This window comes from Flavobacterium sp. LHD-80 (assembly GCF_030929605.1).
GTDB lineage: Bacteria > Bacteroidota > Bacteroidia > Flavobacteriales > Flavobacteriaceae > Flavobacterium.
Window position 1 is genome coordinate 777,938 of sequence record NZ_JAVFVS010000004.1, and the last position, 14,808, is coordinate 792,745.

Below are 14,808 nucleotides of genomic sequence, written 5' to 3' on the forward strand. Positions count from 1 at the left end.
TTATTCTTTTTCACGTCCAAAACGTTCGAATACATTAACGTATGTATTAAAAGTCTTTTTGTGTTTTTCGTAGAACGCTTTATCGTTATTACGGCTCATCACTTGTAAAAGACTTCTGTAGCGTTCGATATCAGTAATAATATCCATTGCAAGATCAGTCTGGTCACCTGGAGGCAATGTTGCGTAATAATTTAGGTTTTCGTTGTATTTTTTAACCAATTTATTAAGCAAGTCTTGCGCTTTTGCAGTTTCTCCTACTTTGTAATATCCGTTTGTAAAAGGTTCTACTAATGAATAATAGCCAAATTTATCTAACGGCAGTTTTGTCATTGCTAAATTGATTACATTTTTAGCTTTGTCAATTTTTCCTTCAGCAATAAGCTGATCCATTAAACGAGATAAGTTGGTACGGTAAGTAATACTGTTTCTTCTGGTTTCAGGATCATGATAAATTTTATCACTTTCACTGTTGCCCCAATCCCATTTCATTACAATATCGTACATTTTATCAGCATCAATTTGCCCCATATCCATTGGTCCGCCATCTTTTGACGGAACGTTTCTAATAGGAACTAATTTGTATACCATTCCGTCTAATTGCAGATAGTCTTTCAGCCATAAATAATCTTCATCATCAAAAGCACCTCCACTAAAATAAATTGGACGCTTCCAATTGTTGTTAGCTAAAATATCAAGCATCATTAAGCGGTTTTTGTATATCGCGCTTCCTTTAATGTCGATATCTAAATAAGGTACGATTGAATCGTTGTATTTTGGATTTACGACTTTGTTCTTGATAATTGCATTTTTATCAACAGGAACTCTTATTTTATTTGTTGGATAGAAATGAATTGTTTGTCCGTTTTGAAGACCAACAGTTGATTTTGGATTTTTAATAAAATCGATAAAATCATTAATATTCCATCTGGTGTCAATTTTTTGAATATAAGCTACATAATCTAATTTATCTCCCACATAGTCATCGTGCGTGAATGATATTGGCAATGGATCAGATTCATAAGCTTTCGCTTTCATTTGGTCAATATACCAATCTGTCATAAATAAGCTTGTATTTACGATTTTAACATCGGTTCTAAAATGCTCAATTTCCTGTGCATACCATAATGGGAATGTGTCGTTATCACCAATCGTGAATAGAATTGCGTCTTTATCACAAGAGCTTAAATATGCTTTTGCCATAGCAACAGCAGTATATCTGCCAGATCTGTCGTGGTCATCCCAGTTTTGAGACGCCATTAATACAGGAGCTGCCAATAAAGTTGCGGCAATAATTACTGGTCCAGCAATTTTTGGTGCAATATATTTTTGAATGCTTTCGTATAAAGAATAAACTCCAAAGCCTATCCAGATCGCAAAAACATAAAATGATCCTACAAGAGCATAATCTCTTTCACGAGGTTCAAACGGTCTTTCGTTCAAATAGATTTTTAAGGCAATTCCGGTAAATAAAAACAAAGCTAGAAGCACATAAAAGCTTTTAAGGTCTTTATTTGCATGGTACATAATTCCGATAAGACCTAAAATAAAAGGAAGGAAATAATAGACATTTCGCCCTTTGTTATTTAAAACATCCGAAGGTAAATTGTCTTGAGAGCCTAAATGCACAGAGTCGAGTGCTTTAATACCGCTGATCCAGTTTCCATCTAAATTGTCGTATTTTCCTTGAACATCGCTTTGGCGCCCAACAAAATTCCACATTAAATATCTCCAGTACATATATCCAAATTGATATTCGAACATAAAGCTGAAGTTGTCAGCAGTTGTTGGTTTTTCAATAATTAAATAGTCTCCGTAGCTTTTTAAGAATTTAATATAACCTTCGTTATCAATTTGTTTTTGAGCAAATGCTTTTCTGAACTCCGAAACTGTTTTTTCAACTTCATTTCGTAATTGCGCAGTAGCTTTATTGTATTCGTCTTCACTTAATTGGCTTGCATCAATTCCGTATTTAGCTAAATCATCTTCATAATTATAATTAGGGTTGATTTTGAATTTAGGCGGATTTGTGAAGTTGATGTAATTTTGAATGTGTGCCATTTCGGTACTCCACATTCTTGGCAGAATCGTTTTTTGATTGTCATCAGAATTTTGATCTGCGTTTTTATAATTGTTGGTAATGATATATTTACCCGTTTTATAATCTCTTTCGTAGTTTGGTTTTTTGTCTAAATAAGGAGTTTTTTCATCAAGACCAGCAAAATATTCAGTATACTGTGGTCCATAAAACAAAGGATTTACGCCATATTGTTCACGATTGTAATAAGCAAGAACCTCAATAGCATCTGATGGTTTGTTTTCGTTGATTACTGTATTTGCATTAGCACGAACAGGAAGCATCATCCAAGTAGAGAAACCAATTAGGATAAATAAAATACAAAGAATAATAGTGTTGTAAAAAATCAAACCTTTTTGTTTCGTGTATTTTAAGCCAAAATAAAAGAAAGCTATAAAAAGCAGGGCAACAAAAATAGTTCCTGAGTTAAAAGGAAGTCCTAAGCTGTTAACCATATATATTTCAGTTTTTCCGAAGAATGCCATGGTTAACGGCAGTAATAATTTGAAAATGAACAACAAGATTCCAATTACAACCACATTTGCAATAAGGAAGTTTTTGATTGTAACTTTTTCGTAATGTTTAAAATAGTATAGAAAACCAATAGACGGAATTGTCAACAGGGCCATAAAGTGAACACCAAATGAAAGTCCAATAACTAATGAAATAATTAAAAGCCATTTGTTTCCTTTTGGTTTGTCCATATCTTGTTCCCAACGAAGACCAAGCCAGAAAAGCAATGCAATTAAAAGTGAAGCCATCGCATAAACTTCGGCTTCGACTGCATTAAACCAAAAACTGTCAGAGAAAGTATAAGCAAGTGCTCCAACAAATGAGCTTCCTAAAATAACAATTGAATTATTTTGATCAATTTCGGCAAAACGAGCTACAATCTTTTTTAAGATCATAGACGAAGACCAAAACATAAATAAAATTGTAAATGCGCTAGAAAAAACAGACATCATATTTACCATCACAGCCACATGTTGCGCATCTATAGCAAACATGGCAAAAAAGGCTCCCATCATTTGGAATAAAGGTGCTCCTGGAGGGTGGCCAACTTCTAGTTTAGCTGCTGTGGCAATATATTCGCCACAATCCCAAAAGCTCATGGTAGGTTCGACAGTTAAAGTGTAGGTAATTAAAGCGATTGCAAATGCAAACCAACCAATAATTGTATTCCATTTATTGAAATTGAATTGTGCCATATTTAGGTGTTAAAATTTTGTATGTTTTCTATCCTACAAAGAAAATGTTTTTTTATGTAAAGAAACGAGCATTAACAAAAAATTCTATAAAACTATCTTCGGAAAGTAAAATGTTGTATGTGAGGAGTTTCTGTTGCTGTGTGGGATTCTTGAGTGAAAAAAAACTAAAAAAATGATTTTTTTTAGTTAAAAAGTTTGCACAAACTAAATAAAGCCTTAAATTTGCACTCGCTTAATCGCACTGCTGGTCTATGGTGTAATGGTAACACTACGGTTTTTGGTGCCGTCTTTCTAGGTTCGAGTCCTAGTAGACCAACATAAAAAGCCTCTCAGAAATGAGAGGCTTTTTTTTATGCAAAAAAGTTTTGTTTAAAATTTGCATAAACTAAATAAAGTTCTAATTTTGCACCCGCTTAACAGCACTGCTGGTCTATGGTGTAATGGTAACACTACGGTTTTTGGTGCCGTCTTTCTAGGTTCGAGTCCTAGTAGACCAACACAAAGCCTCTCAGAAATGAGAGGCTTTTTTTATGCTGTAAAATCAATGTGCTTTTTTTGTGGATGCCTTTTTTTAGCCGAAAAACGCACTAGAGTATGCGCAAAGAACGCAAAGATGTTTTTGAATAGTGTTTTCGTGTTTTAAATATAGTCCGCGGTTTCAACTACGGGAGGTTTATTTTTGGCTCAAAGAAGAAGGAACTATGCCGAATTTCTTTTTAAAAGAAAAGGAAAAATGAGATAAATCTTCAAAGCCAACCCCGATATAAACTTCTGATGGCGGATTACCTTGACTTATTAAATAGTAAGCTTCCTGAAGTCTTTTGTTCAGCAACCATTTTCCTGGTGTCTGCTGAAATGTTTTCTGAAAATCCCTTTTGAATGTTGCTAAACTTCGTCCTGTGAGATAAGCAAAACGATGCAGATGAACATTAAAATGGAAGTTTTTGTTCATGAAAGCTTCAATGTCAATTTTTCCAGGTTCGTTAAAATCAAATAAAATGTCCTTTAGTTCTGGATTTACTTTTAATAAAAGATGAACGGCTTCTTTGATTTTTAAATTAAATAAAGCTTCATTGTTTTCTTGTTCAACTTCAAGATACGATATTAAAGATTCCATGAATGATTTGTAAAGCGGATTTGGAGCTAACATAATCATGGCTTCTGAATCTGCTTTTTTGTTGACTTTATAATTATATTCTTTACTTATTTCACGAAGAATTTCCTGATCTAAAAAGAGAGATATTGTTTTGAATTCTCCGTTTTCTGGCGGAATCTTAGTGAATTTTGCCAAATGATTTCTTTTGCTGAAACGAAAATCTCCGGCTTTTGTATGATAGGTGTTTTTGCTGTCTGAAGCTGTCATTTCTCCTGAAATTTGATAGCTAAAAACATGTTCAGGAATAAAATGTTCTCCTTCTCGGCTGCGTGCATAATAGCAGGAATAGAGTATTTTTGGTTTTGGATTTGCTTTTGTTGCCATATCGTAAAATTACTAAAAGATCTGGAAATTCTTTTTGTGAAAAGAAGCCCAGATCTTAAAAGATTATTTTGATTGAATCAGTGCTCTTGGTTCTAAATAAGCTTCAAGTCCAATTGTTCCAAATTCTCGACCAATTCCTGATTGTTTAAATCCGCCAAAAGGAGCCAGTGGGTCGTGTCCAATTCCGTTTATTTGAACGCGTCCAGCGTTAAGTTGTGAAGCAATATCGTGGGCTCTTTCGTTGTTTGATGAGCTTACATAAGCTTGTAATCCGTAAGTTGTGTCGTTGGCGATTTCAACTGCTTCTTCATCTGTTTGGTAGGTGATGATGGTTAATACGGGGCCAAATATTTCTTCTCTTGCAATACGCATTTGATTATTTGCATGTACGAAAACGGTTGGTTTTACAAAATTTCCGTTTTCTAAATCTTCAGGTTTTCCAAGTCCGCCGATTAAAACTTCAGCGCCTTCGTTAATTCCGATTTGAATGTAATCTTGAACACGATTAAATTGTTTCGTGCTCACCATTGGCCCGACTACGGTATTTGGGTTTTTAGGATCTCCAACAATTATGTTTGGAATGATTTCTTTAATTAGAGTTTTGGTTTCTTCTAATTTGCTTTCAGGAATCAATAATCTTGTTCCGGCTATGCAAGCTTGTCCATTGTTCATGAATGCAGCACTTACGGCTAGCGGAATTGCTTTTGAAAAATCAGCGTCATCTAAAATAATATTTGGTGATTTTCCTCCAAGTTCTAGAGTCACACGTTTCATTGTATCAACAGCTTCTTTTGCAATAATTTTTCCGATGGTTGTCGAGCCAGTAAAAGAAATTTTTGCGATGTCAGGATTACGGCTTATTTCAGCGCCAACTATTTCGCCTAGCCCGTTTACTATATTTACAAGACCCTTTGGGAGTTGTGCGTCATGCAAGCATTCGAGCATTAGTTGAGTTTGCTGAGCGCTCATTTCGCTCGGTTTGATGACGGTTGTACATCCCGCTGCTATTGCTGTTGATAATTTGCTACTAATAAAACCGTTGCTTGAATTCCATGGAATAATAATTCCGACAACGCCAATTGGAGCCATTTGAACTTCAGATTCTCCCATGGTTTTAGTAAAATTGTAAGAATCCAATAAATTGATTGCAGAATCAAATCCTTTTAGCATGTATTCGTGACTTATGGATGCAAATTGAAAAGTGCCTCCGTATTCTTCAATCATTATATTTATGAAGTCTGTTTTTCTCTTTTCAACTGAATTTTTGATGTTTTTTAGATATTGGATTCTTTCTGAAATAGAAGATTTAGAAAAAGTTTTGAAAGCTTTTTTTGCTGCTTCAATTGCGTTTTGAGTGTCTTCGGTATTTCCTAAACGAACTTTTCCCAGCTTTTCATTTGTGGTTGGGCTTATGAGGTCAAAATATTCTGTTCCTTTTGGTGAAACAAATTCTCCATTAATGTAAATTTTGTCTATTGTTTTCATGTTGTATGGTTTAATGAATTTTTATTTGACAAATTTCAGGATAAAGAAGAGGTCTGACTTTGTTGTAAGGCTCAATTTAACTTTGTTGTAAGGCTCATTTTTAAATTTGAATTAATAAAAAAAATCGCCTTCCAAATGAAAGACGATTTTCGTAAAATCAAATATTGATTTGTTTAAATCTTTAAAGTAATTACGGGTCTTACAGCGTGATTTACTAAGCCTTCGCTGATGCTTCCGTTGAAAAAATGCGCAAAGCCAGTTCGGCCATGTGTGCACATTCCAATGATGTCTGCATTTATGCTGTTAGAAAAGTTAATAATGCCTTTCTCAATATTAGTGTCGTTATAGATGTGAGTTGAGTAGTTGGTAATGTTAAACTGTGTTACAAATTCGTTCATCGCTTTTTGGATAACGTGCGTTGGCTTGAAGCTATTTGGTGTGCAGATTGTGACAAGGTGAATTTTTGAATCAAAGAATTTGACAAAATTCAGCAGTTTCCCAAACGGTACTTTTGTTTCTTCAGAGAAATCAGAAGCGAAAACAATATCGTCTACTTTAAAATTTGAAATATCTTTTTTGATTACCAAAACAGGGATTTCAGAATTCCGAACTACTTTTTCAGTGTTAGAGCCAATTAAAAGTTCCTCAACGCCAGATGACCCATGTGATCCCATAATGATTAAATCAACCTCGTAATCTTGGCTTACTTGTTTGATTCCGTGAATTGGTTTGTCCATTTTTACAATTTCAGTCACAGAAATTCCGTCCAGATAAGGTTTTGATGATATTTCGTCAAGCATTTCATTTGCTTTTTTCATAAAAAGCATGGTTTCGGGGATGCTTGCGCCGCCAAGTATGGCGTCATTCATTTGGTGCGGCAATTCTAGCATGTGTAAAATGATAATTTCCGAATCATTTTTTTTAGCAATTTGTGCGGCAACTTTTAGGGCATCTTCAGCATGTTCTGAAAAATCAGTAGGAACTAGAATTCGTTTCATAATTTTTTAGGTTAAATTATTTGGGTAATCTGTTATTTTAATGCTCCTATAAAGATAAGAAATATTTTTAGAGCAATCAATTTTATTTGATTTATAAAAAAATCACTATATTTGCATCGTTATTTATTAAAATCTAAATAATGAGGGGACTAAGTGTCCCCTCTTTTTATAAAATTATGACATTCAAAGAAAAAGTAAACGGATTAATTGAAGAGGCTCTTCTGGAAAAGCCATCAATCTTTTTGATTGATTTGTCAGTTTCAGATTCTTTCAAAATTAGTGTAGGTTTAGACGGAGATAATGGAGTGGCGCTACAGGATTGTATTGATATTAGTCGTGCAATCGAGAATAATCTGGATCGTGAAGAGCAGGATTTTTCGCTTGAAGTAGCATCTGTTGGAGTAGGATCTCCCTTAAAAATGATAAGACAATACAAGAAAAATATTGGTAGAACGCTGATTGTTACTACAAATACTGAAAAAATTGAAGCAGAGTTGGTAGAAGCTAACGATGTTTTTATAATTTTGTCTTGGAAAGCAAGAGAACCAAAAAAAGTAGGAAAAGGAAAAGAAACAGTTCAAAAAGAGCAACAAATACCTTATACAGAAATTAAAGAGGCAATTGTTACAGTAACATTTTAATTAAAGAATTCGCATGGAAAATTTAGCATTAATCGATTCATTCTCAGAGTTTAAAGATAATAAACTTATTGATCGTGTAACGCTTATGGCAATTTTAGAGGACGTGTTTAGAAATGCATTAAAGAAAAAATACGGTTCTGATGAAAACTTCGATATCATTATAAATCCTGATAAAGGTGATATGGAGATCTGGAGAAGAAGAGTAATCGTTGCTGATGAAGATCTAGATTTTGAAAACGAAGAAATTACTTTGACTGAAGCAAGAATGATTGAAGCGGATTTTGAAATTGGTGAAGAGGTTTCTGAAGAAGTAAAATTGATCGATTTAGGAAGAAGAGCTATTTTGGCTTTGCGTCAAAACTTAATATCTAAAATTCACGAACACGATAATACAAATCTTTACAAGCAATTTAAAGATATTATCGGTGATATTTATACTGCAGAGGTGCACCACGTACGTCCTAGAGTAGTTATCTTAGTTGATGACGAAGGAAACGAAATTGTGCTTCCAAAAGAAAAACAAATTCCGTCTGACTTTTTCCGTAAAGGAGATAATGTTCGCGGTATCATTGAAAGCGTTGAATTAAAAGGAAATAAACCTCAAATTATTATGTCTAGAACTTCTGAGAAGTTTTTAGAAAAATTATTTGAACAAGAAATTCCTGAAGTTTTCGACGGATTAATTACAGTTAAAAATGTAGTTCGTATTCCTGGTGAAAAAGCAAAAGTGGCGGTGGATTCTTATGATGATAGAATTGACCCAGTTGGAGCTTGTGTTGGTATGAAAGGTTCTCGTATTCACGGAATTGTTCGTGAGTTAGGAAACGAAAATATCGACGTAATCAATTATACAAACAATATTCAGCTGTTTATTACAAGAGCTTTAAGTCCTGCAAAAGTTTCTTCAATCAAAATTGATGAAGAAAATAAAAGAGCTGAAGTTTTCTTGAAATTAGAAGAGGTTTCTAAAGCAATTGGTAGAGGCGGGCATAATATTAAATTAGCTGGTCAATTAACAGGTTACGAGCTTGACGTTATTCGTGAAGGCGATGTTGCTGGTACAGTTGCTGATGAAGATGATGTTGAATTAACAGAGTTTTCAGATGAAATCGAAGAATGGGTTATCGAAGAATTTGCTAAAATAGGTTTAGATACTGCAAAAAGTATCTTAAAACAAGAAGTAGAAGATTTAGTAAGAAGAACGGATTTAGAAGAGGAAACAATTCTAGACGTTATGAAAATACTAAAAGAAGAGTTTGATAGCTAGAAAATAGCTGAATATCTGCTCTAACAACACAACGAAAAAGGTAATAATAAAAAGGTTATATGTCTGAAGAGAGAGTAATAAGAATAAACAAGGTTTTAAGGGAATTAAATATCTCGTTAGAAAGAGCTGTTGATTATCTAAAAGATAAAGGAATTGCCATTGATGCAAATCCAAACGCTAAAATTTCTGATAGTGAGTTTAATATTCTGCAAAGCCAATTTGCGGGCGATAAGGGGAATAAGGAAGCTTCTAAAGAGGTAGGGGAAGAGAAAAGAAAAGAAAAAGAAGCATTGCGTGTTGAGCGTGAGAAAGAAATTGAAGACAAACGCAGACAAGATGAGGAACGCCAAAAGCAACAAGAAATCATTAAAGCGAGAGCTGTTGTAAGCGGACCTGTTCAAGTAGGTAAAATTGATTTGAACCCAAAGAAACCTGCAGTTTCTGCTCCTGTTGAGGAACCGGTTAAAACTAGTGAACCAAAAGCAGTTGTTACTCCTGCTCAGCCAGAAAAACCTGTTGAAAAAGAAATTGTACAGCCAGAGCCAGTGGTTCCTGTAGTTTCTGAAGAGAAAAAGGTCGAAAAACCTATTATTACTGAGAAAAAAGAAGTGAAAAGTGAGAGTTCTAAAACGGCTCAGGAACCTATTGTTTCGACAGATCCTGCAACCGCAGAGGAAACAATCACTACTCAATATCAAAAATTATCTGGAACTACTCTTACAGGACAAACAATTGATTTATCTCAATTTAACAAGCCTAAAAAGAAAAAAGAAGATCCAAAAATTACTCCAAATAAACCTGGAGCTCCAGGGGCTGGAAACAATAATAACGCTAATAAAAACAAGCGTAAAAGAATTGCTCCTAAGCCAGGTGCACCGGGTGCGCCAAAACCTGCAACAGGGAATGCGCCAGGAACACCAAATCCTAATAAAATTACTCCAAATACTGGAGGCGGAGGTTTTAATGCTAACAGAAGTCAAAGACCTGGTTTTGTAAAAGGAAACCGTCCTGCTATTGTTGCAAAAGTAGAGCCAACAGAAGAAGAAGTAAAAAACCAAATTAGAGAAACTCTTGAAAAACTTCAAGGTAAGGGAGGAAAATCTAAAGCGGCGAAATATAGAAGAGATAAAAGAGAAACACACCGTCAGAAATCTGATGATGAGCAAAGAGCACTTGACGAAGGAAGCAAAACTATTAAAGTTACGGAATTCGTTACAGTAGGTGAAATTGCTATTATGATGGATGTGCCAATTACTAAAGTTATTGGAACTTGTATGTCTCTTGGAATCATGGTTACAATGAACCAGCGTTTAGATGCTGAAACATTGACTATCGTTGCTGATGAGTTTGGTTACGAAGTTGAGTTTATTACTGTTGATATCGAAGAAGCTATTGCGGTAGTTGAAGATAAAGAAGAAGATCTAGTAGTTAGAGCGCCAATTGTTACTGTAATGGGTCACGTTGACCACGGTAAAACATCTTTACTGGATTATATTCGTAAAGAAAATGTTATCGCTGGTGAGTCTGGAGGTATTACACAGCACATTGGAGCTTATGGAGTAACGTTGGATAATGGACAAAAAATTGCTTTCTTAGATACACCAGGTCACGAGGCGTTTACCGCGATGCGTGCACGTGGAGCTCAAGTTACTGATATTGCTATTATCGTAGTAGCGGCGGATGATGATATCATGCCACAAACAAAAGAGGCAATTTCTCACGCACAAGCTGCGGGAGTGCCAATTATATTTGCAATCAATAAGATTGATAAACCAAATGCTAACGTTGAGAAAATCAAAGAGCGTTTGGCTGGTATGAATTTACTTGTTGAAGATTGGGGTGGAAAAATTCAGTCACATGATATTTCTGCAAAAGTTGGAACAGGTGTAAAAGAATTATTAGAGAAAGTTTTATTAGAAGCTGAAATCTTGGATTTAAAAGCAAATCCAAATAAAGCGGCTCAAGGAACTGTTGTTGAGGCTTTCTTGGATAAAGGAAAAGGATATGTATCTACAATTTTAGTACAACAAGGTACTTTGAAAATTGGAGACTATATGTTGGCTGGAAAGCATCATGGTAAGATTAAAGCGATGCATGATGAAAGAGGGCATACTGTTTTAACAGCAGGACCTTCAACTCCAGTATCTGTTTTAGGTTTAGATGGAGCTGCTACAGCGGGTGATAAGTTCAATGTTTTTGAAGATGAAAAAGAAGCAAAACAAATTGCATCTAAACGTTCTCAATTAATGCGTGAACAATCCGTACGTACTCAAAGACATATTACGCTTGATGAAATTGGACGTCGTATTGCTCTTGGTCAGTTTAAAGAATTGAACGTAATCCTTAAAGGAGACGTTGATGGATCTGTTGAAGCATTATCAGATTCGTTCTCTAAACTTTCTACAGAAGAAGTTCAAATTAATATTATCCATAAAGGTGTTGGTGCGATTACCGAAACTGACGTTAACTTAGCTTCTGCATCAGATGCGATTATTATCGGATTTAATGTTCGTCCTGCTGGAAATGCGAGACAACTTGCAGATAAAGAAGAAATCGATATCCGTTACTATTCTATTATTTATGCGGCGATCGACGACTTAAAAGATGCGATGGAAGGAATGTTGGCTCCTGAAATGAAAGAAGAAGTTTTAGGTACTGCTGAAATTCGTGAGATTTTCAAAATTTCTAAAGTTGGTTCAATCGCAGGTTGTATGGTAACAGATGGTAAGATTTTAAGAACTTCTAAAATTAGAGTTATTAGGGAAGGAGTTGTTGTTCATACAGGTGAACTTGTTGCTTTAAAACGATTCAAAGATGATGTTAAAGAAGTAACTAAAGGATACGATTGTGGTATTCAGATTAAAGGGTTTAATGACATTGAAGAAAGAGATGTTATTGAAGCGTACCACGAAGTTGCAATCAAAAAGAAATTGAAATAATTTTCAATTAATATATTTAAAAGCCTTAATGAAAATTGAGGCTTTTTTTTTTTTTTTTGATCTTGTAGGTAGGGCAGAAGTATGTTTTTTGGCAGTGCTTTATTTGTTTAAAATTTATTATTTTTGAATAAAATTATTTAATTATGAAACAATTACTATATACAGCTGTTCTTTCAATTTGCATTTCTGCTTTCTCTTTTGCTCAGGAAGATGTAGAAAAAAGTGCTCCACCAGTGGGAAATGCTGTGGTTGGGGATTATTACGGTGCTGACGTTTCTGGCGTTGCGGTTGAAAAAGCAATCTCGGTTAAAAATTTAGAAGATAAATTTAAAGATCAGAAGAAAGTTGAAAATATTGCGGTAAAAGGAGAGGTGACTGATGTTTGTGAAAAAAAGGGATGCTGGGTGACTATTAAGACGGAAAACGGCTCTTCTTTTTTTGTAAAAATGAAAGATTATGCCTTTTTTGTGCCAACAGCTCTTAAAGGAAAAAATGTTGTTTTAGAAGGTAATGCTGAGAAAAAAATCACTTCTGTTGATGAGTTGAAGCATTATGCTAAAGATGCTAAAAAATCACAAACGGAAATAAATGCTATTACTTCTCCAAAAGAAGAAATTCGATTTCTAGCGAGTGGAATTAAGGTGGTAAACTAACTCTAAGTTTGCATTTCTGAATGGATGCATTTTATATATAATGCAATAAAAAAAGCGAGATTAAAATCTCGCTTTTTTTATTGTGTTTAGCTATCGTATTTATTTGCCAGGTTTAAGTAAAAAGACACTTTTATACCTGTTTTTTATATCGGCTAAATTTCGTTCTGCTTCAATTCTGGTTTTAAAATTCCCAACTATTACTTTGTAATTTGGAGTGTTGAAAATGATTGTTCCGTCAATATTGCTGTATTCTCTTTTAAAATCCGATAACGTTTTCTTTGCTTCTTCGCTTTTTCCGCTAAAAATTTGAATTCGGTATGTGTCGTTTGTACTTATTGATGTGTTAATTTTGCGTTTCTCATTCAATAACTGCTCAAATTTTGGGTCTTGATTTACTGTTAAATTTTGATCCTGAGCATGAATGTTATATGCTAAAGTGAATAGTGTCAGTGTTAAGAAAACTCTTTTTGAAGGGGTTAAAATTCTCATAATGTGATGGTTTTTATGCAAAAATAGTATTTAAAGTTTGAGTGGAAAATTTTAATATTATTTAGAATTGATATAAATTGATATTTAAGACTATTTTAAGGTTTTGAGAATAGTTCATAAGTCGTATTTTTGTGCAAGTTTTAAAAGAGGGTATTTGTTTTTACAGATTTGTTACAGTAAAAATCATACCAAAAAATTAGTAGATAATTATTATACTATATGAAAAAGGTGGGTAACCATAATTCGATCTCAAGAAAATTGCTCCTTAGCTTATCGCTAACGCTGATTTTCTCCCTAACTTCATTTGCTCAAGATGCTGCTGCTCCTGCGGCGCCTGAAGCTGCTGCTCCTGCAGCAACTGCGGGTGGTGATCCAGCAAAAGGGAAAGAACTATTTAATGCAAATTGCGCTGCATGTCACAAATTAGATGCTAAATCAACAGGTCCTGCATTAAGAGGAGTTGCTGAAAAGCATGATATGGCTTGGATTTACAAGTGGGTGCACAACAGTTCTGATATGATTAAATCAGGAGATGCTGCTGCTGTTAAACTTTTTGAAGAAAACAACAAAGCGGTAATGACTGCTTTTCCTCAATTATCTGAGGGTGATATCGATAATATTATTGCTTATACTTCTGAGAAAAAAGTTGAAGCTGCTGTTCCGGCTGGAGGGGCTGCTACGCCTCCGGGTACTGCTGTAGAAAGTGGTGCTATTTCTAATAATGTTATTTTAGGAGCTCTTGCTCTTGTAATGGCTATTTTGGTTGTAATGTTGTTCATGGTGAACAAAGTTTTAACTAAAGTTGCTAGCAATAATGGAATTGAGGTTGCTCCTAAAGAAGGAAGAACTCCTATCTGGAAAGCTTTCGCTAAAAATCAATTCTTAGTACTTGTTACTTCTATCTTCTTGTTATTAGCTAGTGGTTATTTTGTGTACGGATATTTAATGCAGGTAGGTGTTGATCAAAATTATGAGCCAATTCAGCCAATTCACTATTCTCACAAAATTCACGCTGGAGATAACGAGATCAATTGTAAATATTGTCACTCTGCTGCTCGTGTAAGTAAAACTGCAGGTATTCCTTCTTTGAATGTTTGTATGAACTGTCATAAAAACATTTCTGAAGTTGCTGAAACTACTGCTACTGCTGAATACAGCAAAGCGTTCTACGATGCTCAAATTCAAAAATTATATGATGCTGTTGGTTGGGATAAAACTAAACAGGCTTATACTGGAAAAACACAACCTGTAAAATGGGTTCGTATTCATAATCTTCCTGATTTTGTATATTTCAATCACTCGCAACACGTTTCTGTTGCAGGAATTGAGTGTCAGACTTGTCATGGTCCGGTACAAGAATTTGAAATCATGAAGCAATATTCTAAATTAACAATGGGATGGTGTATTGATTGCCATAGAAAAACTGATGTTAAGATGGAAGGAAATGCTTACTATGATAAAATTCATGCTGAACTTTCTAAAAAATACGGTGTAGAGAAATTAACTGCAGCGCAAATGGGAGGTTTAGAATGCGGTAAATGCCACTATTAATCGAATTATTAAGATTTTAATAT

At 34.5% G+C, this 14,808-nt stretch carries 10 protein-coding genes and 2 tRNA genes; 7 read left to right on the forward strand and 5 right to left on the reverse strand.

Annotated features, from left to right (window positions below; genetic code table 11):
• Entirely contained in the window at positions 1–3,282 is a 3,282-nt protein-coding gene (locus RB619_RS07920) for a DUF2723 domain-containing protein (protein WP_308096128.1), read from the reverse strand.
• 245 nt (positions 3,283–3,527) lie between these two features.
• Here RB619_RS07920 and RB619_RS07925 point away from each other — a divergent pair.
• Together RB619_RS07925 and RB619_RS07930 are read left to right on the forward strand one after the other, a co-directional pair.
• Positions 3,528–3,598: transfer RNA gene (locus RB619_RS07925), tRNA-Gln, on the forward strand.
• A 110-nt stretch (positions 3,599–3,708) separates the two neighbouring features.
• Positions 3,709–3,779, forward strand: a tRNA-Gln gene (locus tag RB619_RS07930).
• A gap of 176 nt (positions 3,780–3,955) precedes the next feature.
• Here the strand turns inward: RB619_RS07930 and RB619_RS07935 are convergent.
• The 3 genes from RB619_RS07935 to RB619_RS07945 form a co-directional block, all read right to left on the reverse strand.
• A complete protein-coding gene (locus RB619_RS07935) occupies positions 3,956–4,762 on the reverse strand; it encodes an AraC family transcriptional regulator (RefSeq protein ID WP_308096130.1) in 807 nt (268 codons plus the stop codon).
• Between the two features lie 63 nt (positions 4,763–4,825).
• Positions 4,826–6,247, reverse strand: coding sequence for an aldehyde dehydrogenase family protein (locus RB619_RS07940; protein ID WP_308096132.1), 1,422 nt, complete (start codon positions 6,245–6,247; stop codon positions 4,826–4,828).
• A 173-nt stretch (positions 6,248–6,420) separates the two neighbouring features.
• Entirely contained in the window at positions 6,421–7,245 is an 825-nt protein-coding gene (locus RB619_RS07945; RefSeq protein WP_308096134.1) for a universal stress protein, read from the reverse strand.
• 176 nt (positions 7,246–7,421) lie between these two features.
• On the opposite strand from RB619_RS07945, the gene rimP reads away from it, so the two are divergent.
• From rimP to RB619_RS07965, 4 genes are all read left to right on the forward strand, one after another.
• A complete protein-coding gene (rimP, locus tag RB619_RS07950) occupies positions 7,422–7,886 on the forward strand; it encodes a ribosome assembly cofactor RimP (protein ID WP_308096136.1) in 465 nt (154 codons plus the stop codon).
• 13 nt (positions 7,887–7,899) lie between these two features.
• The gene (gene nusA, locus RB619_RS07955; RefSeq protein ID WP_133526433.1) at positions 7,900–9,153 is read left to right on the forward strand and encodes a transcription termination factor NusA; all 1,254 of its coding nucleotides are present in this window, start codon (positions 7,900–7,902) and stop codon (positions 9,151–9,153) included.
• 59 nt (positions 9,154–9,212) lie between these two features.
• On the forward strand, positions 9,213–12,092 hold the full coding sequence (gene infB, locus RB619_RS07960) for a translation initiation factor IF-2 (RefSeq protein WP_308096139.1): 2,880 nt from the start codon (positions 9,213–9,215) through the stop codon (positions 12,090–12,092).
• 143 nt (positions 12,093–12,235) lie between these two features.
• Positions 12,236–12,745 (forward strand): DUF4920 domain-containing protein, encoded by a 510-nt coding sequence (locus tag RB619_RS07965; protein ID WP_308096141.1) that lies wholly within the window; start codon positions 12,236–12,238, stop codon positions 12,743–12,745.
• Between the two features lie 99 nt (positions 12,746–12,844).
• Here RB619_RS07965 and RB619_RS07970 read toward each other — a convergent pair whose 3' ends face one another.
• On the reverse strand, positions 12,845–13,234 hold the full coding sequence (locus RB619_RS07970; RefSeq protein ID WP_308096142.1) for an SPOR domain-containing protein: 390 nt from the start codon (positions 13,232–13,234) through the stop codon (positions 12,845–12,847).
• Between the two features lie 219 nt (positions 13,235–13,453).
• Between RB619_RS07970 and RB619_RS07975 the strand changes: the two genes are divergently transcribed.
• On the forward strand, positions 13,454–14,785 hold the full coding sequence (locus tag RB619_RS07975) for a c-type cytochrome (protein ID WP_308096144.1): 1,332 nt from the start codon (positions 13,454–13,456) through the stop codon (positions 14,783–14,785).
• Positions 14,786–14,808: the final 23 nt, after the last annotated feature.

Excerpts from the sequence above, each read along its gene's own strand:
- RB619_RS07970 (WP_308096142.1), bottom strand. The coding sequence starts at position 13,234 with ATGAGAATTTTAACCCCTTCAAAAAGAGTTTTCTTAACACTGACACTA.
- nusA (WP_133526433.1), top strand. The coding sequence starts at position 7,900 with ATGGAAAATTTAGCATTAATCGATTCATTCTCAGAGTTTAAAGATAAT.
- RB619_RS07935 (WP_308096130.1), bottom strand. The coding sequence starts at position 4,762 with ATGGCAACAAAAGCAAATCCAAAACCAAAAATACTCTATTCCTGCTAT.
- RB619_RS07975 (WP_308096144.1), top strand. The coding sequence starts at position 13,454 with ATGAAAAAGGTGGGTAACCATAATTCGATCTCAAGAAAATTGCTCCTT.
- RB619_RS07945 (WP_308096134.1), bottom strand. The coding sequence starts at position 7,245 with ATGAAACGAATTCTAGTTCCTACTGATTTTTCAGAACATGCTGAAGAT.
- RB619_RS07920 (WP_308096128.1), bottom strand. The coding sequence starts at position 3,282 with ATGGCACAATTCAATTTCAATAAATGGAATACAATTATTGGTTGGTTT.
- RB619_RS07940 (WP_308096132.1), bottom strand. The coding sequence starts at position 6,247 with ATGAAAACAATAGACAAAATTTACATTAATGGAGAATTTGTTTCACCA.
- infB (WP_308096139.1), top strand. The coding sequence starts at position 9,213 with ATGTCTGAAGAGAGAGTAATAAGAATAAACAAGGTTTTAAGGGAATTA.
- rimP (WP_308096136.1), top strand. The coding sequence starts at position 7,422 with ATGACATTCAAAGAAAAAGTAAACGGATTAATTGAAGAGGCTCTTCTG.
- RB619_RS07965 (WP_308096141.1), top strand. The coding sequence starts at position 12,236 with ATGAAACAATTACTATATACAGCTGTTCTTTCAATTTGCATTTCTGCT.